Origin of the sequence: Flavobacterium sp. CSZ, assembly GCF_015350725.1 — a bacterium.
Classification (GTDB): domain Bacteria; phylum Bacteroidota; class Bacteroidia; order Flavobacteriales; family Flavobacteriaceae; genus Flavobacterium.
The window spans coordinates 114,306-136,460 of record NZ_JADKPQ010000008.1 but is presented as its reverse complement, the minus strand read 5'-3'; the positions used below and the strand labels follow the sequence as shown (position 1 = coordinate 136,460).

General features: G+C 33.8%; 24 protein-coding genes. 8 read left to right on the top strand and 16 right to left on the bottom strand.

Annotated features, from left to right (window positions below; genetic code table 11):
* Nucleotides 1-32: 32 nt before the first annotated feature.
* Entirely contained in the window at nucleotides 33-1,247 is a 1,215-nt protein-coding gene (locus tag IRZ78_RS11275) for a response regulator (protein ID WP_194616640.1), read from the bottom strand.
* Between the two features lie 300 nt (nucleotides 1,248-1,547).
* Here IRZ78_RS11275 and IRZ78_RS11270 point away from each other — a divergent pair, with 300 nt between their 5' ends.
* Complete coding sequence (locus IRZ78_RS11270) at nucleotides 1,548-2,396, top strand: SDR family oxidoreductase (RefSeq protein ID WP_194616639.1); 849 nt, start codon at nucleotides 1,548-1,550, stop codon at nucleotides 2,394-2,396.
* A gap of 229 nt (nucleotides 2,397-2,625) precedes the next feature.
* A complete protein-coding gene (locus IRZ78_RS11265) occupies nucleotides 2,626-2,889 on the top strand; it encodes a SemiSWEET transporter (RefSeq protein ID WP_194616638.1) in 264 nt (87 codons plus the stop codon).
* A 340-nt stretch (nucleotides 2,890-3,229) separates the two neighbouring features.
* On the opposite strand, the gene IRZ78_RS11260 is transcribed toward IRZ78_RS11265, so the two are convergent.
* Together IRZ78_RS11260 and IRZ78_RS11255 are read right to left on the bottom strand one after the other, a co-directional pair.
* On the bottom strand, nucleotides 3,230-4,060 hold the full coding sequence (locus IRZ78_RS11260) for a hypothetical protein (protein WP_194616637.1): 831 nt from the start codon (nucleotides 4,058-4,060) through the stop codon (nucleotides 3,230-3,232).
* A 484-nt stretch (nucleotides 4,061-4,544) separates the two neighbouring features.
* Nucleotides 4,545-4,883, bottom strand: coding sequence for a hypothetical protein (locus IRZ78_RS11255; RefSeq protein ID WP_194616636.1), 339 nt, complete (start codon nucleotides 4,881-4,883; stop codon nucleotides 4,545-4,547).
* A gap of 228 nt (nucleotides 4,884-5,111) precedes the next feature.
* Between IRZ78_RS11255 and IRZ78_RS11250 the strand changes: the two genes are divergently transcribed.
* The gene (locus IRZ78_RS11250) at nucleotides 5,112-8,315 is read left to right on the top strand and encodes a PAS domain S-box protein (RefSeq protein WP_194616635.1); all 3,204 of its coding nucleotides are present in this window, start codon (nucleotides 5,112-5,114) and stop codon (nucleotides 8,313-8,315) included.
* Between the two features lie 8 nt (nucleotides 8,316-8,323).
* Here the strand turns inward: IRZ78_RS11250 and IRZ78_RS11245 are convergent, their stop codons facing one another.
* Nucleotides 8,324-8,755, bottom strand: coding sequence for a response regulator (locus IRZ78_RS11245; protein ID WP_194616634.1), 432 nt, complete (start codon nucleotides 8,753-8,755; stop codon nucleotides 8,324-8,326).
* A gap of 255 nt (nucleotides 8,756-9,010) precedes the next feature.
* Here IRZ78_RS11245 and IRZ78_RS11240 point away from each other — a divergent pair, with 255 nt between their 5' ends.
* Entirely contained in the window at nucleotides 9,011-9,511 is a 501-nt protein-coding gene (locus IRZ78_RS11240; protein WP_194616633.1) for a pyridoxamine 5'-phosphate oxidase family protein, read from the top strand.
* Nucleotides 9,512-9,748: 237 nt separating this feature from the next.
* Here the strand turns inward: IRZ78_RS11240 and IRZ78_RS11235 are convergent, their stop codons facing one another.
* From IRZ78_RS11235 to IRZ78_RS11225, 3 genes are all read right to left on the bottom strand, one after another.
* Complete coding sequence (locus IRZ78_RS11235; protein WP_194616632.1) at nucleotides 9,749-10,462, bottom strand: DUF72 domain-containing protein; 714 nt, start codon at nucleotides 10,460-10,462, stop codon at nucleotides 9,749-9,751.
* Entirely contained in the window at nucleotides 10,459-11,190 is a 732-nt protein-coding gene (locus IRZ78_RS11230) for a DNA-formamidopyrimidine glycosylase family protein (RefSeq protein WP_194616631.1), read from the bottom strand. Before IRZ78_RS11230 ends, IRZ78_RS11235 begins: the two co-directional genes overlap by 4 nt.
* A gap of 76 nt (nucleotides 11,191-11,266) precedes the next feature.
* Nucleotides 11,267-11,839 (bottom strand): ferritin-like domain-containing protein, encoded by a 573-nt coding sequence (locus IRZ78_RS11225; RefSeq protein WP_194616630.1) that lies wholly within the window; start codon nucleotides 11,837-11,839, stop codon nucleotides 11,267-11,269.
* A gap of 191 nt (nucleotides 11,840-12,030) precedes the next feature.
* Between IRZ78_RS11225 and IRZ78_RS11220 the strand changes: the two genes are divergently transcribed.
* Both IRZ78_RS11220 and IRZ78_RS11215 read left to right on the top strand, forming a co-directional pair.
* On the top strand, nucleotides 12,031-12,342 hold the full coding sequence (locus IRZ78_RS11220; protein ID WP_194616629.1) for a hypothetical protein: 312 nt from the start codon (nucleotides 12,031-12,033) through the stop codon (nucleotides 12,340-12,342).
* A gap of 185 nt (nucleotides 12,343-12,527) precedes the next feature.
* Nucleotides 12,528-13,046 carry a hypothetical protein gene (locus tag IRZ78_RS11215; protein WP_194616628.1) on the top strand — a complete coding sequence of 173 codons (519 nt, stop codon included), beginning with the start codon at nucleotides 12,528-12,530 and terminating at the stop codon, nucleotides 13,044-13,046.
* 208 nt (nucleotides 13,047-13,254) lie between these two features.
* Here IRZ78_RS11215 and IRZ78_RS11210 read toward each other — a convergent pair whose 3' ends face one another.
* The 4 genes from IRZ78_RS11210 to IRZ78_RS11195 form a co-directional block, all read right to left on the bottom strand.
* Nucleotides 13,255-13,902 (bottom strand): DUF5661 family protein, encoded by a 648-nt coding sequence (locus IRZ78_RS11210; RefSeq protein ID WP_194616627.1) that lies wholly within the window; start codon nucleotides 13,900-13,902, stop codon nucleotides 13,255-13,257.
* Between the two features lie 89 nt (nucleotides 13,903-13,991).
* Nucleotides 13,992-14,153: a DUF1328 family protein gene (locus tag IRZ78_RS11205; protein ID WP_194616626.1), complete on the bottom strand. Its 162-nt coding sequence runs from the start codon at nucleotides 14,151-14,153 to the stop codon at nucleotides 13,992-13,994.
* Nucleotides 14,154-14,262: 109 nt separating this feature from the next.
* On the bottom strand, nucleotides 14,263-15,348 hold the full coding sequence (locus IRZ78_RS11200) for a DNA topoisomerase IB (RefSeq protein WP_194616625.1): 1,086 nt from the start codon (nucleotides 15,346-15,348) through the stop codon (nucleotides 14,263-14,265).
* A gap of 119 nt (nucleotides 15,349-15,467) precedes the next feature.
* Nucleotides 15,468-15,707 (bottom strand): Rho termination factor, encoded by a 240-nt coding sequence (locus tag IRZ78_RS11195; protein ID WP_194616624.1) that lies wholly within the window; start codon nucleotides 15,705-15,707, stop codon nucleotides 15,468-15,470.
* 413 nt (nucleotides 15,708-16,120) lie between these two features.
* Here IRZ78_RS11195 and IRZ78_RS11190 point away from each other — a divergent pair, with 413 nt between their 5' ends.
* Complete coding sequence (locus IRZ78_RS11190; RefSeq protein WP_347349825.1) at nucleotides 16,121-16,318, top strand: hypothetical protein; 198 nt, start codon at nucleotides 16,121-16,123, stop codon at nucleotides 16,316-16,318.
* A gap of 101 nt (nucleotides 16,319-16,419) precedes the next feature.
* On the opposite strand, the gene IRZ78_RS11185 is transcribed toward IRZ78_RS11190, so the two are convergent.
* From IRZ78_RS11185 to IRZ78_RS11170, 4 genes are all read right to left on the bottom strand, one after another.
* On the bottom strand, nucleotides 16,420-16,665 hold the full coding sequence (locus IRZ78_RS11185) for a hypothetical protein (protein WP_194616623.1): 246 nt from the start codon (nucleotides 16,663-16,665) through the stop codon (nucleotides 16,420-16,422).
* Nucleotides 16,666-16,775: 110 nt separating this feature from the next.
* Nucleotides 16,776-17,093: a hypothetical protein gene (locus IRZ78_RS11180; protein WP_194616622.1), complete on the bottom strand. Its 318-nt coding sequence runs from the start codon at nucleotides 17,091-17,093 to the stop codon at nucleotides 16,776-16,778.
* A gap of 733 nt (nucleotides 17,094-17,826) precedes the next feature.
* Nucleotides 17,827-18,699 (bottom strand): hypothetical protein, encoded by an 873-nt coding sequence (locus IRZ78_RS11175; protein WP_194616621.1) that lies wholly within the window; start codon nucleotides 18,697-18,699, stop codon nucleotides 17,827-17,829.
* A 345-nt stretch (nucleotides 18,700-19,044) separates the two neighbouring features.
* Nucleotides 19,045-19,749, bottom strand: coding sequence for a hypothetical protein (locus IRZ78_RS11170; protein ID WP_194616620.1), 705 nt, complete (start codon nucleotides 19,747-19,749; stop codon nucleotides 19,045-19,047).
* A 174-nt stretch (nucleotides 19,750-19,923) separates the two neighbouring features.
* Between IRZ78_RS11170 and IRZ78_RS11165 the strand changes: the two genes are divergently transcribed.
* Nucleotides 19,924-20,511 carry a DUF4142 domain-containing protein gene (locus IRZ78_RS11165; RefSeq protein WP_194616619.1) on the top strand — a complete coding sequence of 196 codons (588 nt, stop codon included), beginning with the start codon at nucleotides 19,924-19,926 and terminating at the stop codon, nucleotides 20,509-20,511.
* Nucleotides 20,512-20,736: 225 nt separating this feature from the next.
* On the opposite strand, the gene IRZ78_RS11160 is transcribed toward IRZ78_RS11165, so the two are convergent.
* Complete coding sequence (locus IRZ78_RS11160; protein WP_194616618.1) at nucleotides 20,737-22,098, bottom strand: amidohydrolase; 1,362 nt, start codon at nucleotides 22,096-22,098, stop codon at nucleotides 20,737-20,739.
* Between the last annotated feature and the right edge of the window lie 57 nt (nucleotides 22,099-22,155).

Sequence of the window (22,155 nt, the reverse complement as noted above, 5' to 3'; positions counted from 1 at the left end):
ATTGGTATTTTAAAGGGAAAATATACTTTTGTTTACTCGTATTTTAGAGGCAGGATAATAATAAAGCTTGCGCCATGTCCTACCTGACTTTTTGCTGTAATTAATCCATTGTGTTTTTCGATGATTTTTTTTGCAATTGCCAATCCAATTCCGGTTCCTTCGTAGGACTGGCGATCGTTTAGACTCTGGAAAATAATAAATATCCTGTCGAGATAAATTTCATCAAAACCAATTCCGTTATCCTTTACTGTAATTCTGCAAAATTTCCCTTCCGGGGAAGTTGGACTCTCAAACGATTTATCAGAAATGATTTCCGAAGTAATTTCGATTAAGGGATGTTGAGAGTTTCCGGAGAATTTTAAGGCATTCCCGATCAAATTCTGGAAAACTTGTCGCAACTGACTCGGGATACTATCTATCGTAGGAAGTTCATTCGATTTTATAGTGGCGTTTTTTCTTTCGATCAAATAATCAAAATCAGATAAAACTTCCTGCAGCACCACATTCAAATCTGTTACTTCGGGTTTTACCTGAGATGATAATCTCGAATACGCCAATAAATCGGTAATTAAAGTCTGCATTCTTTCTGCCGATTTTATGGTACGATTTACATAATCAACTGCTTTTGCATCATCGGCCAGATAAAGCTCTTTGATGATTTTTATAAAGATCTGAATCTTTCGTATAGGTTCATTTAAATCGTGCGAAACTACCCAGGAAAATTGTTGGAGTTCGTGATTTTTCATCTCTAATTCTTCGTTTTTCAAAACCAGTTCCCTGGTTCTTTCGGCGATCTTAATTTCGAGATTATCCTGAGCTTCTTTTCTAATGATGATTTCTTTAGAAAGAAGTTCTTTCATTCCTTTTAATTCTCTTTGCTGTTCGTATAGTTTTAAAAAGGTTTTTACTTTTAAAATCAGCAAATCACTATCAACAGGTTTGGTAATATATTCGACAGCACCGGTTTCATATCCTTTAAAAATATACTTTTTTTCGATGTTAAGCGCTGATAGAAAAATAACAGGAATGTCTTTGGTTCGTTTATTACCCGAGAGAATTTTTACAACTTCAAAACCGTCAAGTCCAGGCATCTGAACATCCATGATAATCAGGCAATAATCTGTCTTTAAAATCTTTTTCAGGGCTTCTTCACCAGACTCGGCAGTATCCACATCAATGTCATGTAGCTCTAATGTTTTCTTCAAGGCAATAATATTTGCCTTTATATCGTCAACGATTAATACCATACTGGTTGGGGAGTAAAGTTCTATGAATTAAAATTTGTTTTTAGTTTGAAAATCACTTTGAAAAATGTCATAAAAAATAGCTGATCCTATTTTAGATAACGTTAGTCAAACCTTCAAATTTATAAAAAAAAAGAAGACAGCACTTTTATTGAAAATTTAATTCGTTACATAATTCCCATGTTGAACATTAAAAATATGTAAGGCTTTTTTATTGCGATAATCTTAAATTTCTTTCGGTTAATGCATTGAATTATCATTAACTATTTTAGAGTCAGATTAATTGCTTTAAAATGACATGTTATGAAAAAGATGAAAACATTTCCAGAACAAAAACAAAACCTTCCAGGCAACGAACACCTAATGCGTCCGGAACCTGAAATTATACGAGAAAACTACACAGGAAGCGGAAAACTTTTAGGAAAAGTAGCTTTTATAACCGGTGGAGACAGTGGTATTGGCCGAAGTGTTGCCGTACATTTTGCCAGAGAAGGAGCTGATATTGCTATTGTTTACCTCAAAGAAGATAAAGATGCTAAAGATACACAAGCCTTAATTGAAAAAGAAGGCCGACAATGTTTGATTATTAGCGGAGATTTGAAGGAGGAGAAATTTTGCAAAAATGCCGTAAAAAAATGCCATACTCATTTTAAAAAAATAAATATTGTGGTGAATAATGCTGCAGTACAGTTCCCTCAAACCGAATTGGAAGATATAACCGCAGCGCAGCTTCATAAAACATTCGAAACCAATATTTATCCGTACTTTTATATTACAAAGGCTGCTCTATCATTGCTAAAAGAAGGTGATACCATAATTAATACAAGTTCAGTCACGGCGTATCGCGGCAGCGAACATCTTGCAGATTACGCCAGTACAAAAGGTGCCATCGTAAGTTTTACCAGATCATTATCTACCATGCTTGCCAAGAAAAAAATCCGTGTAAACGGAGTCGCTCCAGGCCCAATATGGACTCCGCTTATAGTAGCGAGTTTCGATACATTATCTGATTTTGGAAAAGACAATCCAATGGAACGAGCCGGTCAACCCTCAGAAGTTGCTCCCGCATACGTATTCCTGGCCGGCGAAGACAGCAGTTATATCACCGGACAATTTATACATATTAATGGCGGTGAAATGATTGGAGGATAGTTTTTTTTTAAGATGCTAAGTTGGTAAGTCTCTAAGTTACTAAGCTTTATTCTTAAATAAATTAATGCACTTAAAAAACAACTTTGCTCCCCATAGCTATTGGGATTGCGAGAGCAAAAAACTCAGCCACTTAGAGACTTAGCAACTCAGTAACTTAAAAAAATGCGCCTTTGCGCCTTCGCGAGATTAAAAAAATCAGCCACTTAGTAACTCAGTAACTTTAAAAAAAATGAACTTAATAGATATTGTTGGACTCTTCGCCGGAACCTGTGTTACAATATCAGTGATTCCGCAGATTATAAAAGTCTGGAAAACTAAAAAAGTGAAACAAATATCACTTAAAACCTTTAGCATCCTCACTTTCGGAATTTTGGTTTGGATTATTTACGGCATTTTAAAAAATGATCTGCCTATAATAATTACCAACAGCGTCTCGTTATGCCTGAATTTGATTATGGTGTATTTTATTATTTATTATGAGAAGGAGAGTTAGTACTGAATTGCTAAGTTGCTGAGTTTTTTAATCTCGCAAAGACGTAAAGGCGCAAATTTTTTTTTAAGTTTATTATAGAAATCCGCGAAAATCTGCGCTTTCGCTAAGCGAATCAGTATCATCCGCGGGCAATCTTAGCCATAAAGACACAAGCTTTTTTTTGCCACGAAGGCACTAAGGCACTAAGCTTTTTAAGTTTCATCATAAAAACCTGCGTTTTCGCGAAGCGAATCAGTATCATCCGAGGACTATCTTAAGCGCAATGCTTAACGACATCCCATAAAAAAACAGCTCGTAGAAAAGCTGTTTTTTCGTAAAGAAGTAGTATATATAATGCTTATTAGCTAGCTAATTTTTGATTGAATGGCTTATATGATAAATGATATTTTTCTTTAAAAATACGTGGCAAATAGTGTCGGCTGGCTAATCCTGCAGCATTTATAACTTCAGAAATATTCATGTGTGAAATTCTTTTAATCTCGTTAATTTGTCTTGCTGCCAGATTTACGATAGGATCAAACGTACTCATGTAATTGTAACTATGTTGGGCTATCTCCATCTCGATAATCTCTTTTAGTATCAGTTTTTTAATCAGGTTTCTAACAATTCCTTGTTGCGGAAGTGTTTTTAACTCCTGCCATTTCTGAATTACTTTTAAGCTCTCTGATCCTGTATAAATATAATTTCCCGATTCGTTCATGAATCTTTTCTTTAATTGGGTAATCATTTCAAAATTCTGATCCCCTTCTCCCCCCGTTGTTGGCATTCCGATTAAAGAGAACTGAATGTGCTTATGACTTTCAAAATACAAAACACTATTGATAACCGATGTATTGCTTAAAACTCCGGTTTGATTTTTTTTAATGCTTTTTTTCTCGCCATTAGCACCAAAACTATGGGATAAGTTTCCGTTTTCGCAATACGCAAAAAGTATCGGAGCAGATTTAAAAGCTTCTACACTTAAGGTAATATCCTCATTAAATACAAGGTCAAAATGCATATGAGACATTTTATTTTCAAAACAAACGCCGCTAATAGTTCCTTTTGCCCATTTCGATTTAATAATCAAATTGTATTCGTTATTATTGGTAATCAATTCGGCGTTAAAACTATCTTTAAGGTTATTAAAAATAGCATTAAATCCTCCTGTATTTAAGTATAGTTTTTTCATAATGTTCTGGTTTTTATAAAATGGTTCGTACTTATTTACGTACAAAACCCAACTTTGGTTTTTTATCTTATTTTGATAATTCAAATTTCAGAAATATTGTTAATCAAACCTTTATACAATTTCAATCAGATATTTCATAATTATTACAAGGGTTGTTTTTACTACTAAGACAGTTTGTTTTTTTTTGCCGCGAAGACACTAAGACACAAAGTTTTTTGAACAGGATTATTAAAATTTCACGCAAAGACGCAGAGTCGCAAAGATTTAATCTCTTTTCTTTGCGACTCTGCGTCTTTGCGCGATTATCTATTAAACATTAATTAAATTCTTTATGCCTTAGTGGTAAGAAAAAAAACTTAGAACCTTAGCAGCTTAACAACTCAGAAAATCAGAAACTTATAAAAAAACAAAAGCAGCTGCCCCGGATAAATCCGGAACAACTGCTCCCCAGCAAAATAAAAAAATACTAATCTATTTTCTTTTCTTATGTAAGTTCATTGATATCGGCGTTTTTCGAATAGTTTGCCTTTGGGATATCTTTAAAAAATTCGGCTTCTTCAAGGTCTGCTGTTGGGCCATAACCTATTAAATGTGTTCCTTTTATCTGGTCTTTTGTTTCGATTATATACAAAATAGACATATCATCAGGATCACTCATTCCTTCATAACGGTGATGCGCTACGATAAAAATTTCATTGGGCTGATAAGCATATTTCGTTTCAGAGTCCAATAAAGTTCCCGCTTCGAATAAAAAATTAGAAGTATATCCTTCGTCCTGATATTTTTTGATATAATCGGTTTCGTGTTTTTGCTCTTTTTTCATGACTTCATTGTATTAAGATTTTTTCAAATCTATTGTTAATTCAAATTTCATCATTGATTACAAATAAAATTAACTCAATAGATTTAAAAATTACCTCATTCAAAAAATCAAAAAACAAATCAATAATTAATTTACTAATTTTAACAATTCTATAAAAAGACCAACTTTAGAAATTATAACTTTTTTACCAATACTTTCTTGTTTTAACCAGAAACAAAAATGACTTTAATGAGTACTAAGAATCATGATTTTCTTGCCAAAGGAGGCGAAATGGGCGCGCTTACACGTGCTAAAGACTGGAGCAAATCTTCTATAGGTCCTGTTGAATCATGGCCGCAGAGTTTACGTACTACTTTAGGAATACTTTTGAACTCAAAGTTTCCCATGTTCTTATTTTGGGGACCGGATCATATTTGTTTTTATAATGACGCTTATCGTCCCAGCCTCGGGAATGACGGAAAACATCCTGCTATATTAGGACAAAAAGGCGCCGAATACTGGCCTGAAATCTGGGATTTTATTAAACCTCTAATCGATCAGGTTCTTACTGAGGGCGAGGCAACCTGGCACGAAGACCAACTTTTACCCATATACAGAAACGGAAAAATGGAAGACGTTTACTGGACCTTTAGTTATAGTCCAGTAAATAATGATGAGGGAAAAATAAATGGTGTTCTTGTTATTTGCGATGAAACGACCAACAAAGTCAATATTCGTAAAAATCTGGAAAACAGTAACGAACGTTATCGTAATAATATATTGCAAACTCCTAATGCCATGTGCATTTTTAGGGGAAAAGATTATGTTGTAGAAATTGCAAACGAACTGATGCTCGAAATTTGGGACCGAAAAATAGAAGAAGTCATCAACAGACCTGTTTTTGAAGCGCTGCCGGAAGTTGCCGGTCAGGGTTTAGAAGGTGTTTTACTTAACGTTTATGCTACAGGAGAACGATTTACTGCTTATGAACTTCCCGTAAAATTAACCCGAAAAGGTAAGATTGTAAACACGTTTATTAATGTCGTTTACGAAGCACTAAAAGAATCAGATGGGTCTATTTCAGGGATTGTTGCCATTGCTAATGATGTTACAATACAGGTAATTGCCAGAACGGCTGTTGAAGAAAGCGAAAAGCGATTTAGAAATACCGTAAAGCAGCTTCCACTTGGGATTGCCATTCTTAAAGGCGCTGATCTGATTGTCGAAATGGCCAATGCTACGTATCTTCAGATTATCGATAAAACAGAAGACGATATTCTGGATAAACCCGTTTTTGCTACTGTTCCCGAAACTAAGGATACAGTTTATCCGTTGCTTTCAAAAGTGTATGAAGATGGAATTTCTTATTATTCAAATGAATTGGAGGTTACTTTAAATCGTTACGGCAAACAGGAAGTTTGTTATTTTAATCTTGTTTTTCATCCTTTAAAAGAAGAAAACAATACTGTGGGTGTTATTATAGTAACCCACGAAGTTACTGAAGCCGTAAAAGCGCGTTATTTATTGACACAAAGCGAAAAAGCTTTTAGAAATTTAGTAATGGACTCTCCTATTGCAATGGCTATTTTTAGAGGGAAAGACCATATTATCGAAATGGCGAATAATACCATGATGAAAACCATCTGGCAGAAAAAGAAAAAAGAAACTATTGGAAAACCTATCATTGAGGTCTTCCCTGAATTATTAGAACAAAAATATCCGGAATTACTGGATAAGGTTATACTGAACAAGAAAATTGTTCGCGAAAACGAAGCGCTTGCTTATGTAAATGTGAAGGGAAAACTCAAGAAATTTTATCTTGATTATCAGTATACTCCGTTACTCGAAAAAGAAGGAGAAGCTTCGGGCGTTATGGTTAACGTAAATGATGTAACCTCAAAAGTAGAAGCGCGTAAAAAGGTTGAAGATGCCGAAGAACGCGCAAGATTAGCTGTTGAAATTGCCGAAATTGCTACCTGGGACGTCAATCTTATCACTCAGGATTTAATATATTCAGAAAACCTTGCTACTATTTTTGGGCATGATAAAACAGTAAAAATAACACGCCCTGAAATTCGAAATCAAATTCATCCTGACGATCAGCCTGTTTTGGAAGAAGCTTATAAAGTGGCACTTAGAACCAGTATTTACAAATATGAAGCCCGCGTTATTAAACCCGATCATTCCATAAGCTGGATAAAAGCACATGGTAAGATCTTTTTTGACGAAGATAAAAATCCTGTAAAAATGCTGGGTACCATAATGGATATTACAGACGAAAAAAACAGCCAGCAAACTTTAATCAAAAGCGAAGAAAAATTCAGACTCCTTGCCGACTCTATGCCTCAGCATATCTGGACAAGTGATGCACTGGGGAATTTGAATTATTTTAATGAATCTGTTTATACGTATTCCGGAATACCAGTTGATGAAATTGAGAAAAAAGGCTGGCTGCAGATTGTACATCCTGAAGATCGGGAAGCCAATGTAAATACCTGGATGGAAGCCATAAAAACCGGAAATAACTTTTTATTAGAGCATCGTTTTCGTCGTTATGATGGCGAATACAGGTGGCAATTAAGCAGGGCAATTGCCCAGAAAGACGAACAGGGAAAAATTCAAATGTGGGTTGGTACCAGTACTGATATTCAGGATCAAAAAGATTTTACCTCTAAACTTGAAAAAGAGGTTCAGGAACGTACGGCACAACTGGAACTTAAAAATAAGGACCTGATTAATATGAATATCGAACTGCAGTCTTTCGCTTATATCTCAAGCCATGACTTGCAGGAACCGCTACGAAAAATTCAGACTTTTGCCAGTCGATTGTCTGATTTAGATGAGCAGAATATTTCGGCGAAAGCCAAAATTTATTTAAGCCGAATTGAAGTTTCAGCCAAAAGAATGCAAACCTTAATTCAGGATCTTTTAGAATATTCAAGAACCAACTCTGCTGAAAGAATCTTTGTGAAAACGAATTTAGATGATATTGCAGAGGAAATATTAAGTGATTTCTCAGACCGAATTGAAGAAAAGAATGCTTTTGTTAATTTCCATCCTTTGGGTGAAGCCACTATTATCCCGTTTCAGTTTAGGCAATTGCTGCATAATCTGGTCGGAAATGCATTAAAATTCTCTAAAAAGAATCTTACTCCTGTAATTGAGATTAGTGCGGAAAGAATTAAAGGAAAAAGCATTAATCATGAGCTAAATTATCCTGAAAAGATCTATTATCATCTTAAAATTTCGGATAACGGAATTGGTTTTGAAGCCGAATACAAGGAGCGTATTTTTGAGGTTTTTAAACGTCTGAATACGGAAAATGAATTTGCAGGAACCGGAATTGGTCTTGCAATTGTAAAAAAGATTGTAGAAAACCACAAAGGAATTATCACGGCAAGTGGCGAAAAAGGTCAAGGCGCCACTTTTGATATTTACATTCCTGAATTATAATAGTTTCACTAAGATTTATAAACAAAGTTTTTATCGGTTGGATTGAATTTTTTCCAATCGATTTCCAGTGCGTGTTCGATAGATTTTATAATATCTTTCATCAAAACAGGCTTTGTAATGAAGTAATTAGCTCCCAAGTTACGACATCTTTCGATTATACTTGGCTCGTTTGAAGTCGAGAAAATAATTACCGGAATATCATTTTGCAGTTTAGAATTTCTAAGTTCCGTAAGAACATCAAATCCGTTTTTACCCGGCATATTCAAATCCAGAAAAACTACATGTGGTACTGGCGGCGGGTTGTAGATCGCATTCAATAATTTTTCGCCTCCAGAATATGTCTGAAGCTGTATTTTTTTTGGTAATGATTCTACTGCATCGGTAAAAATGCTCAAATCGTCTTCATCATCATCAGTATAAAATATAGTAAAATCAGTCATATGGTATTTTGTAAAATTGGGTATTTTTCTTCTTCAAAGATAACCAAATTTATAGATAAATCAATGTCTTTTAGATTATCATCCGGATAATTAGTAATTGAAATCTCATAATTTTTAAATCTAATTGTGTAAGCTCAAAAGTCATAAAATCAGCAACTTTACTATAATGAAGTTTTAAATTAAAAAATATCATAGTACTCAGTTAATGAGAACTTTAATCAAAAAATCATTTAATAAATTATAAAAAATAAAGTCATGGGAGATCATAAAGACCTTACGAACGAATTTGCTGTAGATAAAATAAAAGATCTTGCAGAAAACATTAAAACATGTATGTTTTGTACTTATAATGAATACAGACTACAATCGCGACCAATGTCTGTGCAAAAAATTGATGATTTAGGCCAGCTTTGGTTTTTATCAGACCGAAACAGCAGCCACAATGCAGAGATTAGCCTTAACCCTCAGGTTGAGTTATTTTTCTCTGAACCACATGATAAATTTCTAACCTTACACGGAACCGCAAGTATCTCGTACGACAGGGAAACGATAAAAGAATTATGGGATCCTATTGTAAAAATATGGATGCCGGAAGGCGAAGATGACCCAAATTTAAGCGTCATAAAAGTAGTTCCCGAAGATGGTTATTACTGGAATAACAAAAACGGAAAAATGGTCGCAATTGCTAAAATGGCCACTGCTTTTGTAACAGGAAAAACAATGGATGACGGAATTGAAGGTAACTTGAAATTGTAGTTTTATAAGGATAATTTAACCGCTAAGAGCACTAAGATTTACGCAAAGCCCGCTAGGAATTATTTCTTTGCGGGCTTTTTTTGGGCCGCAAAGTTAGCAACAAGTTAAAAATAAACCACAGATTAAAATGATTATATAGATTTTAAAAATCCTTTTAATCTTTTTAATCTGTGGCTAAAAAACTTTGCGGACTTTTGCGTAAATCCTTGCGCTCATTGCGGTTAAACCTTAAAAACCTTATTCCAACATATGTTTTAACTCTAAAGCATTCAAAATCCCTGCTTCGCTTGCAGTGTTATTAAAATACACAAATGCTGACTTTGAAACAATTACATCTTTTATATAAAGTAATTCTTCAGGTGAATAACTCGAGTAAAACATCTTGGGTGTTCCGTGAAGCCTTATGAAAATCAGGGTCGAATCTGTAAAAATAGTATTGGGTAATTGCGGATGGCTTACACTGCAAAAGATAATATTGTTATCCTTGAAGGCATTCCAGACTTCCTGATTCCACCAACTTTCGTGGCGAAATTCGATGACGTTTTTAAACTTTAAATCTAAACTTCCTATGATTTGGTGCAATCTGTCAGCGCTAAAATGATAACTAGGCGGAAACTGGAATAAAATACAGCCTAATTTGTCTTTCAGGCCTGCCTGGCATATCATATAAAATTGATTTATTAGATATTCACAATCCACAAATTTCTTAATATGGGTGATTTCTTTTGGTGCTTTTACAGAAAAAACAAAATGTTCCGGCGTTTTATTGTACCAATTCTCAAATATTTTTACCGTTGGAAACCTATAAAAGCTTCCATTGAACTCATAGGTGCTAAAATACTGGCAATAAAAGGAAAACCATCTCGAAACTGACAGGTTGTCAGGATAGAAAATTCCCTTCCAGAAGCGATTATTAAAGCTTGAACAACCTATTAAAACCTGTTTTTTCATATGTGTAGTTTTTGACAATTGGTACAAAAGAAACTTCTTCGCTTTCCCTTCCCTGTTTGCTTTTTATGAATGGGAAGATTACATCGCTTACATTCTTTTTTGGTGTAAGCCAGCCAATGTTTTTTTAGTTCATAATTTTTCTTCCAGTTGAGAAATTCAAAACTATAAATCGAACATTCGTTGATGATATTTTTTAAATCTTTTGACGGAATTTTCCCCACCACAGATTCGGGGTGAATTTTACATAGGTACAAAACTTCGTTCTTGATAATGTTCCCTACTCCTGAAAAAATGTTCTGATCGAGAATTGCATCGCAAATCATTTCGTCCGGTTTTTTATCCAGACTTTGTTTTGCTTTTTTCGGATCCCATTTTTTATTCATTACATCCTCCCTCCAATCGTAATATTGATTAATATCACCTTCTAGAATTTTGACAGAGCAAGTATAAAAGTTGAGTTCTCCGTTTGAAAAAATCATGCTTAATCTTGGTTTGGTTTCTTTGCGTTCGTTTATTCGATACGTTCCAAACATGAGCAAATGAATTTTTACCGTAAAATCATCAAAACAAATTAAAAAGTGTTTCCCCCAGGTTTTAAAATCCAGAATGGTTTTGCCCTCGAGGCGTTCAATATCAATCGCACTATTTCCAGAGACTTCATTTATTTTTTGTCCTGAAAATTGCTGCACTTCTTCTTTTAAAATCATTATCGACGGACCTTCTGGCATAATCTTTAATTTTTAAATTATAAACTAAAAAAAGTGCAACCCGAAAGCTGCACTTTTTAAAATTTTCTCTTTAAAATTAATCTGCTTCTGCAGCTTCAAGATTTACAGCATTTACTGCAACCTCTGTTAATTTTTTATCGGCTCCTTTTTCTTCGTCTAATGTCAGCTCCAGAATACTGGCTGCTTCGGTTAAACCTAGAGTCTCGGCAAATTGACGTAAAGTACCGTAAGTGGCAATTTCGTAATGCTCTATTTTTTGCGCTGCTGCGATAATACCTGCATCACGTACAACTCCAACTTCAGTTTCTTCAATAATCCCTTTTCCTTCTTCGATTAAGCCTGCCATTGCATCGCATTTTTTTGCCGAAGCTTTTTGACCAATTAGTTTAAAAACCTGCTCTAATCTACTTACATGTTCTTCGGTTTCGGTCAAGTGGCTGTTTAAAGCCTCTATTAAGTCCGCTGACGTCGCATTTTTTGTCATGGTAGGTATTGCCTTAGTTAAAGCTTTTTCGGCCCAGTAAATGTCTTTTAATCCGTCTTCGAATAATTCAGTCAATCCGGATGCTGCATCTGATTTTGCTTTTGTCACTCCTTTTTTTGCTTCTGGTTTAGAAGCCGTCTCTTTTTTACTATCTGTACTTTTCATGGTAATAATTTTTGTTAATTAATATTTGATAAAATTAGTATCTTGATTATCAGTCAGGTTATATGATTTTTTATTAAAGTTGTATTCTAAACACCTGCATATTATACAACGAGATTTTAGAATTCTGTAAGATATTTTTTTGGTTTGAGAGATAGATTTGTAACTGGACAATTTTAAAAAAACACATTATAATGGAAACACATATAGACCATACGTATCAGGAAGCCGAACTTTATTTTCAACAAAAATATCAAAGAGGACATTTAGATATCGACACTGCAATTTTGATTGATAATGCAATTGATCAACTTCTTAAAAAAGATAATATCACTAGAAACGAAAATATCCCTAACGAAGAGCAGGTTGTTAATGAAGATGATTATATCAGTAATAATCCGGATAAGGAATTCGAAATCATTGATGCCGAGGATCTTGACGAAGAAGAGCATATCGAAGACGAAGATCACTTTGATGATGACGATTTAGAAAGAAACGATAATTAATGATTTGAAAATCTGAAAAGCGAAATACAAAAGACTATTACTGGGTAATGGTCTTTTTTTTTGCCTAAAACTCAAACCTCAACATAACCATCTGTTAATTATACAATTACACGTTATAATTCTATAATGCAATTGTTTCTCTTCCTGATTAGATTTGTATATAGTAATATTAAAAACGAAATGTCATGAATACTACAGATCAAAAAAACAGCATGATAAAAGGGAATAGAGTTCCCGGAAATCAGAATCCAAATACAGCCGATAGAAATAATCTTACAAACGAAGAATTATACTATATTGACGATATGAAAGAAAGCGATACTGATAATCGCGAAATAGCCGAGCGTGGTTACACCGTTAGAAACGGTCATAATCCTGACACTCCTAATCCGGATGAACTTACAGATGATGAAGACGATCTAACCGATGATTTTCATAGCGAAAATGACCTCAACTCTAACACAGATGATTTGTATGAAGAAGAACTGGATCAAAACGGGAACAATATCGACGACGTAAACGACGAATTAGACAATCCGTCTGATGCTTCACTGGAAAGAGAAGAAGAAGATTTCAATGAAACCGAAGATGTTCTCGAAGATATCGATGACGAAGAAGAGGAAGAGGAAAGTGAATACATCGAAGATGATGTTCAGGAAGAAGAAAATGTAGAATATCCTGATAATGACCCAAGAAAATTCTAAAGAAAGGAACAAAGGTTCAAAGTTTAAAAAAAGTAACAAAGGTTCAGAGTTGCAGGTTCAGAGTTTAATTACTTTGTCGTTTGCATTCTTTGAACCTTGTCACTTTATATCGATGAACCTAAAAAACCTTTGTTCCTTTGCAACTTTGTCCCTCAAAAAAAAAACCTCTGTCCCTTTGAACCTTTGCAACTTTGAACCTTAAAAGAAACTAATCTCCAATAATTTCCAAAACCGGAATATCATCCATTTTTTCCAGGCGTTCGGCTAGTCCTGCCCTTGCCTCTTTTAGTTCTTCTTCGGCTTTGATGAGCTCTTCAAGCAATTTCTCTTTTCCTATGGTGACTTTATCAATTTTACGCATGATTTCGTAGATTTCGCCTTCGGCTTCCATTACTTTCAATCTTTTGTAATACGTCAGACTTTCGGTCATGTGCGCCAATGCAATCATCGCGGTCAAAAACGGATGATTATTGGTTACATTCACATCTTTTATTTTTCCATGCTCGAGTTCCACTTTCAACGCAAAAGCAAATTCTTCCATATTAAAAGCCTCGTATTTGCTTTTTGGATCTAAATAAGCCTTAATCGACTCCACATTGTTCATCGTAGACAAATCGACGTCTGTTTCTTTTTGATCATTTAAATCGTTAAAAACAACATTTCCTATTGCTCTTGCTTCGGCAACTGTGGGATCATTGTCAGGATTTTCGAAATCGCGTGTCGACCAATCCCAATTTTCAGGATGTACAGGTTTTATATATTTTTCACAGAAATCTGTCACATCGTTTTTTAAGCTTACCATCTCATCTTCTCTTTTGATGTAGACATCCTGGTAAGCACCGCTTTTAGTTCCCATAATTCTTTTTTTTATGTTTTTTTTGAAAATGCAAACGACACATTTACCGAGATATATGTGTCGTTTTTTAATTGTTATTTATTTGCTGACTAAATACTTTTTCTTCCGCTAATTAGAGATATAACGAATAAGACTAAAAATATGAAGAATAAAACTTTAGCGATACTTGCAGCTCCGGCGGCAATTCCACCAAAACCAAATATTCCGGCTATAATAGCAAGAATGACAAAAATGACTGTATAACGTAACATAAGCTTGTGATTTTAGTTAATAATGATTTTGTTTGTTACTCAAATTTCATACTTTTTAAAGAGATGTATTAACTCTGAAAAATATTTTCTTAGCCCTATCAAACCTGATTTACAATAAATTAATCTGATAGTTTTGTATTAATTCTGAAAAAGCAATTTCGCTATGCGAAAAGTGCTCTCTGTTGCTTCGACATTTTTTGGCCCTTTCAAAATATTGTTCAATCGAACCGTCTTCGTAAGTCGAAACCAGCAAAGGGTGAACATAATAATTCTTGCATACATTTCTCGTATTTCCCAAAGCTTCAGCCGTTGTGTCAAAAGCGGTCAGGATATTCTTTTTGATTTCTTTTTCCTCGCTTGTCGTTCCAATTTCCATTAAGGTTTCAAAAAACACGATTGATGCGGCCCAGGTTCTAAAATCTTTGGCACTAAAATATTCTCCTGAAATTTCATGCAAATATTCATTGACCATATGACTGTCCAAAACCTTTCTTTCGCCGTTTTTATCATAATACTTAAAAACTTCCCAACCCGGAATTTCCTCACAGCGCCTTACCAGTTTTATCAATTTTTTATTACGGGTTGTAATTGTATGCTGTACCCCTTTTTTTCCTGTAAATTCAAACCGAAGCGAATTTTTATTGATGTTGATGTGGCGTTTTCTTAAAGTCGAAAGTCCGTACGATTTATTGTCTTTGGCGTATTTTTCATTTCCAATTCTAATATGTGTTTCTTCCATTAACCTGATCACCAGGGCGACCACTTTTTCTTTCGACCATTCTTTCTTTTCCAGATCCTCATCGACTTGTTTTCGAATCAAAGGCAATTTGCTTCCAAATTCGGCTATTTTATAAAACTTGGTTTGGTTGCGAATCAAATTCCATTTTGGGTGATAGCGGTATTGTTTTCGGTTTTTAACATCCAGACCCACCGCTTGCAAATGTCCGTTTGGCAAATCCGAAATCTGAACGTTTACCCATGCCGGCGGAAGCACCAGACTGCTAAAACGTTTCAATTCGCTTTTTTGCTTAATGCAACGACCATTTTTTTTATAAATAAAACCATCCTCTCCTTCGCATCGCTCTATGGGCAGCCTTTGATTATTGATGTAAACTAAATCTAATTTTTCGATCACCAAATGCGGTGTTTTGATCAATTGATTCATTAGTTTTTCGGTTTTTGCAGCTGCATTCATGGTCGTTTCGTTTTTTATATTAGCCACTCCCGATGATTATCGGGATAAGGATGTAAAAAGATTTATTTCCGATATATCATGTTTATCTATCCTCTGTGGCTTTATTATTTTTAATGCTTTTAATTATTTCTTAATGCCTTAACGAGATTCTTTTTATTCATATAAGAACGTCCCGGAATTCCAACTTTTATGGCCTGTTGGTACAATTCGGCTTTTGACCATTCATCATAAGGTTTTGCCCTTCCTCCTTTTTCACATGCATCTGGCGTATTAGCAATTCGAGCTGCCTTTTCTTTGCTATAGCCTATTTCTAAAAGAGCTTGGTATTGTTTTTCGTTTTGAATTCTTGCATCTGGCATGACTGAAAAATTTAAAGATTAATGATTTAGAAATATCTTATATCAAAATTCTTCAAAAAGCAGGAATTCTCTGTTATATAATTCTTCGATTTATTTTCATAATTAACTCTATGAGAGATCGATTATAATAAAAACCATTATATTTTTCAGGAGCTGTTTCCTGCTGTCCGCTGTATTTTTTATGGTGAACCCCACCATAAAAACGATGCCGCTCCCATCAGGGCTAGATACGTTTTCATAAGAAAATTATTAAAAAAAATAAAGATTTTTACTACATTTTCAATTCTTAAATCTTCACATTAAGAATTATTAATTTAACCCTTATGGTATGGTGGCATTATTGGAAAACAATAAACGTTTAAAATAGCAAGCTACTTTATCTACAGGATTTTTATTCAGTAAAATGTTAAGATATGAGTACAAACACCCTTTCGAAAGAAGCCGAAACCAGGATAATGAATTTCTTTAACACCACCATTGATCCAAATGAAATGAAAAAAGCACTAAGGCAGGCCAATTACATACTGGCCTTAGGAATTATCAGAAAAGACGAAACCCTTCAACGGGAAATCATCAAATTAGAAAACAGTTTTTATTGCTCAACGAATTAGCCGAAATTTTAAATCCTTATTTAGATGTAGAGTAACGTTTATAATTAGATTTTAATAACAACAAAAAAGCCTTGATTTTAAAGAATCGAGGCTTTTTTTATTTAAGAATACTTTTTAGAACCATCATAATTAATAAATCTAAAATTATAATCTTCACTTAAAATTCTTCCTCCAAGTTGGATAAAAGTTCCAAATTGACCTCTCCAATCTTCAAAATCATTTTCATTAATTGTATCCCATCGAATTATTCCGCAAAAATCAGGCTGATCGGCTTGTGATACTATCACAAGTCCAAATTCGTTTCCTAGAGAAACCTTCATTCCTGTTATGAATTCTATATTCGGCATCTTTATTTAATTATTTTTAAATCTTAATATATAAAACAACACCTTAAAATTTTAGGTTCAAGCAAAACGCGCCAAAAGATTAATTAATCCTAAAATGTGATGTTCAAACATTATAAAGATTTCTTAATTTTTGCAATTAATTGTTTTTTAATCAAGTCAAATTCAAAATCTCTCTCTGATGTATAAAGGTATAATATTAATCTGGCATTGCTATCTACAAGACTGCTAATATCTGGAAAACTAGTATTAATGAACTGAGTACTTTGCGAACTATAACCATTATACGATCTGTCTATAAATAATTCTTTAGACTTTAAAGTCCAGTCATCAATATTAATCAGATCTATTTCATTTTGATAATCGGCTAAGGCTTTATTTATAATTTTATCAATTTTACCTTTCTCCTTTTTAAAATCTATATTAATCATTCCTGGCTATTTTGGTTATTAAATATTTAGTTTTTTATAAATATATAATATTGAACAAAACTTTTGATAAAATCTCTATAAATTCATTGCCATTAGGCTTTCGCCCTTTCAGGGCTAAAACAACAATTGTCTCTCACTCATAGTGCTTCGCACCATGCTATTGCTAAAGCTCTTTCAGAGCAACAGGTTTTCAATACCTATGTTTGGAAACAATTTGAATTATAAATCTATTGTAGGATTAAGTTTAAATATGTAAAAAATTTTAAGGACGAGACAATGAGGAAGTTGCTTAAAAGCTCAAAAAGGACTGAAGGCCCAAAAGAAGCAGCGTAGTGCAACGCACTGCGAACTGCGTTAAGCGGGATTATCGCCCTGAAAGGGCAAAAGCAAATCTATTGTACATTTATCAAAAAACTGTTTACTTTATTACACAAATAATATAATGAGCTTTTACTTTGCTAATAAGCTTTCGCCTTTTCAGGGCTTAAAAACAAAAATTATATTGGTCATAGTGCTTCGCACCATACTAGTTCCATAGCTCTTTCAGAGCGGGTTCATGAGAATTTCTAATCAACGAATCTGATAAATGAATGCTTCGGAAAACTGTTTTTTATTAAATCCTCTCTATAAAGGCTCTTATATTCTTTTAACTGTTCAGAGGAATTCAATGCAATAAAAGTTAAACATAACAATAAATTTCTTCTCATTTTTATTCTATAAATTAAAAACAAACTTAATCGCATTTTACCTTTTTATAATCTCCCGTTTTATCGTCATATTCCATACAAGTTTGTTTTATTAAAACCATCTTATCGTTTACTACTTTATATTCTGCAGTATTAACGATTCTACCTGCACAACACTGGTTATGCTCAGCAATTCTTTTGGTTTTACTATCAAATTGCAACGAGGTACCACTAAAACTACTTTGGAAATATTTACCAGTCTTTGGATTATACAAAAAATATAATCTTGAAGTATTAGGCCCTGCATAACTCGATTCGAAAACAGAGAAATCTTCAATACCATCAAAATTATAATCTCCGATATTTATATTTTTCAGTCCCCAAAGCTCGCATTTTAAATCAATTTGCTGAATCAGCTTATCTGTCTTTTTCTCCAGAATTTTAACTCCTGTTACTTTCGTAAATCCTCCTTTAGGTCTTGAAATAATCAGTTTAAAGTATTTCCCTTCTAGAGAAACCGGTTGCAAAATTTCTACATTTTCCCATTCTGCTGCATCGCCATATTCAATTTCAAATGTTTTTGACAAAGTTATTTTAAGTTCTTTCTTTGTATTTAAGTCTGTCCATGTTCCCTCTACTTTCTTGCTTTTCAGATTAAAATTTTCAAAAGTCATTTTAGAAGTATTCTTACCTGTTTTATCTTTTTCATAAAAAGTCAGGACTTTATTTTTTAGAGTTCCGCTTATCTCTATAGGAGTATCATAATTAGAATACGCATAAATGGCATTTCCTGAACTATCTGAATCAATATCAGTTAGCAATTCTATAGGATACTTATCTATGAATCCTGTATAAGTTGTTTGTGCCGCTAATTGAATTGAAGCTAAAAAAAGTAATGCTATTAAAATTTTCTGCTGCATTGTAGAGTTGAGATCGATTATATGTTTGTTGTTGTTTTTAAAATTAAAGTACTCTTTAAATTTAATGCTTTTTATTCTACGTTATTTCAAGATCCAATATCATCAATAGAATCTTCTAAAACAGCTTGTGATTTAATTAATTTCAAACCAAATCTTATCATAAATATTATGGCTATAGCGAGAAAAAAAAACTATTACAGCGAAAGCTAATAGATAATTCAAATCTTTATTCGTCGATGCTTTTATATAGTTTATCACTGCTTGCAACAAAGTTCCATATGTCGCAATGAATAATATTCCTCCAATAAAAATAACCAACAGACCTATAATCTTTTTTTAGTACTATCATGAAACCGAAGTGTTATCTATTTTATCAATTATCCATTTTTCATTTACTTTTTTGATATAAATCCTCACGCCAATTCCGCAATGTCTGCCACAAGAAAAACCACCGTCTAAGACTCCAAATTTTCTCTTTTTGTCAAATTGGATTCCTGTAAAATAAACTGCACCCGAAAAAACAAAATCATACTTTTTTCTCCAAAATTCATGTCTGTCTTTTGGAAACTCAGAAATGTCTCTCAGTTCAAATTTCCCTTTAAGTGGGATATTTTTAAAATCTATAGTGTATATAGAATCTCCTTCTATTTTTGGATAAAAAACTTCCGTAACTTTAAAATGCTCTTCTAAATATTCTTTTAAATCCTTATTATTACTTTTTATTTTAGGATTGAATGCTACAATTAATTTTGAAGTATCTTTTTCGATTACTTCTTGATTATGCTCCCACTTAGCCATTCTTTGTTTTTGCTCTTCCATACCCATTGTTGAATCAACTCTTATACGATGACCATTTTCATCATAAGTAAGTAATCCATAAATAGGAAGCGGATTAAGTACCGTTCTGTAATCAATACAAATAGAATCAATCAAATCTGGAAAAATTTCCGTCATTACATTTTTTTCAAATTCCAGATCGCTAATCTTTTTTTGACAACTTATAAATAGAAATATCATAATAAGTAAAGGCACTTGCAATGGTTTTATCATAATCCTTAATAAGTAATGGTTCAAAAAGCGATTTTCTTGTGCTAATATAATACTATTTGTATTACATATTAATCTTTCATAAATCCAAATCCTGTAACATTATCCAAAAATACTGTAAGACATTCTTCACACAATCTGAATAATTTTACATCATAACATTTAAACTTATAAATCATGAAAAAAATATTATTAGCCGGAAAAGTAATTTTAGGAGCAGGATTATTAATCGTTTCCCTGAATTCTTGTAAAAACGAAACAAAACAAGAAGATCCAAAAGAAGTTGCTGAAGATAGTAACGAAGCCAAATTTGACTCAATTGATGATAAAAAAGATGATTCGGAATTTTTAGTAGATATCGCAGAAGTGAATCTTGCTGAAATCGAAATCGGAAAACTGGCTCAAACTAAAAGTACCAATCCTGAGGTTAAGAAATTTGGAAAAATGCTTGTTGATGAGCATACCAAATCGGCTTCTGAAGTAAGTGCTTTGGCTAAAGCTAAAAACTTCACCTTACCTACTTCGCTTACCGAAGATGGTCAGGAGGAATATAAAAAACTGAATGAAAAATCTGGTCTTGACTTTGATAAAAAGTTCGTTGATATGATGATCGATGGACACGAAAAAGCGATTGATAAGTTGCAAAAAGCAACTAAAGATGCAAAAGATGAAGATGTTAAGCTTTGGGCATCAAATAATATAGCACCGCTTACGGCTCATTTGGAGCACGCGAAATTGCTAAAACAAGGACTAGATAAAAAATAATTTAATTGGTTATTATTTATTTTAAAAACCCCTCAAGAGTTGAATTGCTTGAGGGGTTTTTCTTTTTTTTCAGGGACAAAGGTTCAGAGGTGCAAAGGGACAAAGGTTTTAATAACCATGTAGAATGAATTAAAATCCATCCCTACAATATGTTTCGTTCCTCCGGAACTGCTAGATAATTTTCAACACAACGCATTCAACCTTTTTCCCTTTGAACCTTTGCACCTATGAACCTATTGCGCCAGCAATAATTTTTCCTTTATAAAAAACACCTTCTCTTTTAGGTAAACGCGCTACAGCTTCGGCGGAACAGCTTGCTTTTACTAAGATAAAATTGGCTTCGTTATCTACTGCTGGCCAAACACGGGTTCCGGAATCGTTAAGCGGTAATATTTCATCTTTTGTTGCGATGTGTAAAGCTCTGCTTAGATTATATTCATCCGTCCAGCCATACAATTGTGCACATAATTTTGCTTTTTCGAGCATATCGCAAGTCCCGAAAGGCTGCCAGTGATCGACAATACTATCGGTTCCTGTCATTAATTTTACACCATATTTTTTTAAAGTTGGAATTGGCATTATCGTTTTCCCAATCGGAATTCCTGACACTACTCCTATCCCAAGATTTCCCATTTGCTCGGCGATTTTTTCCAAATCTTTTGGGTCCATTTTCGCAAGTGCAAAACCGTGGCTTATATAGGTTTTTCCTTGTAGCTGTTTGTTTTCTTCGGTCTTTTTAATCATGTATTGGATCGCCTCTTTACCAGACGGTATCGATTCATGCAAATGAATGTCGACACCTTTATTATTGTCAAGTGCAATTTGAAACATGACATCAAGGGATTTCTCCATATTTCCGTCTACGTTTGTCGGGTCAAGTCCGCCTATGAAATCAATTCCCATCGAAGCCGCTTCTCTTAACAAAGGTTCACATTGCGAATATAGGATTCCGTGTTGCGGAAAAGCTACAATTTCAGATCCAAAACTATCTTTGTTTTTATCTAAAGCCGCTTGCAAATGTTCCAAACTTTTTAGTCCGCTTACAGGATCGATATTACACTGGCAACGTGCAAAATAACTTCCCTGACTTTGCATTAGTTTAATCGCTTCTTCGGCTTTATGCTGAGAATCCGGTAATAATTGCGGGATTAACTTTTGCTCCAGCGTGATCATATCTTTTACAGTATATCCTTTTCTTGGCGCTGCATTCCAGGTTCCGCTGCCGTAATACGTTTTATCGATATGAATGTGCATATCGCGTAATCCCGGAAGCATCAAAAGTCCTTTGGCATCAACTGTTTTCAACTTCAAAGCCGACTTTTCGGTGGTAATACTTTTAATTTTACCATTGGCAATATGAATTGTATAAAGCGCTGTTTTCGTAGCAATTACTTCATTCTTCTCATTGTATTCAAAACCATCTTCTAATCGCACATTAATTAAAAGATATTCGCTTAAAGCTGTTTTGTTTTCTTCAGGCAATACTTGTGCAACGGCATTTCCTCCAATTCCTGAAAACAAAGCTGCGCCTGTTGCTGCGGCTCCCAATCCTAAGAATTTTTTTCGGCTTATTTTATGCTCTTCCATAAATTATATTTTATCTTCTCTGAGTTTGTTGTACGATTTTACAATAACACTCTAATA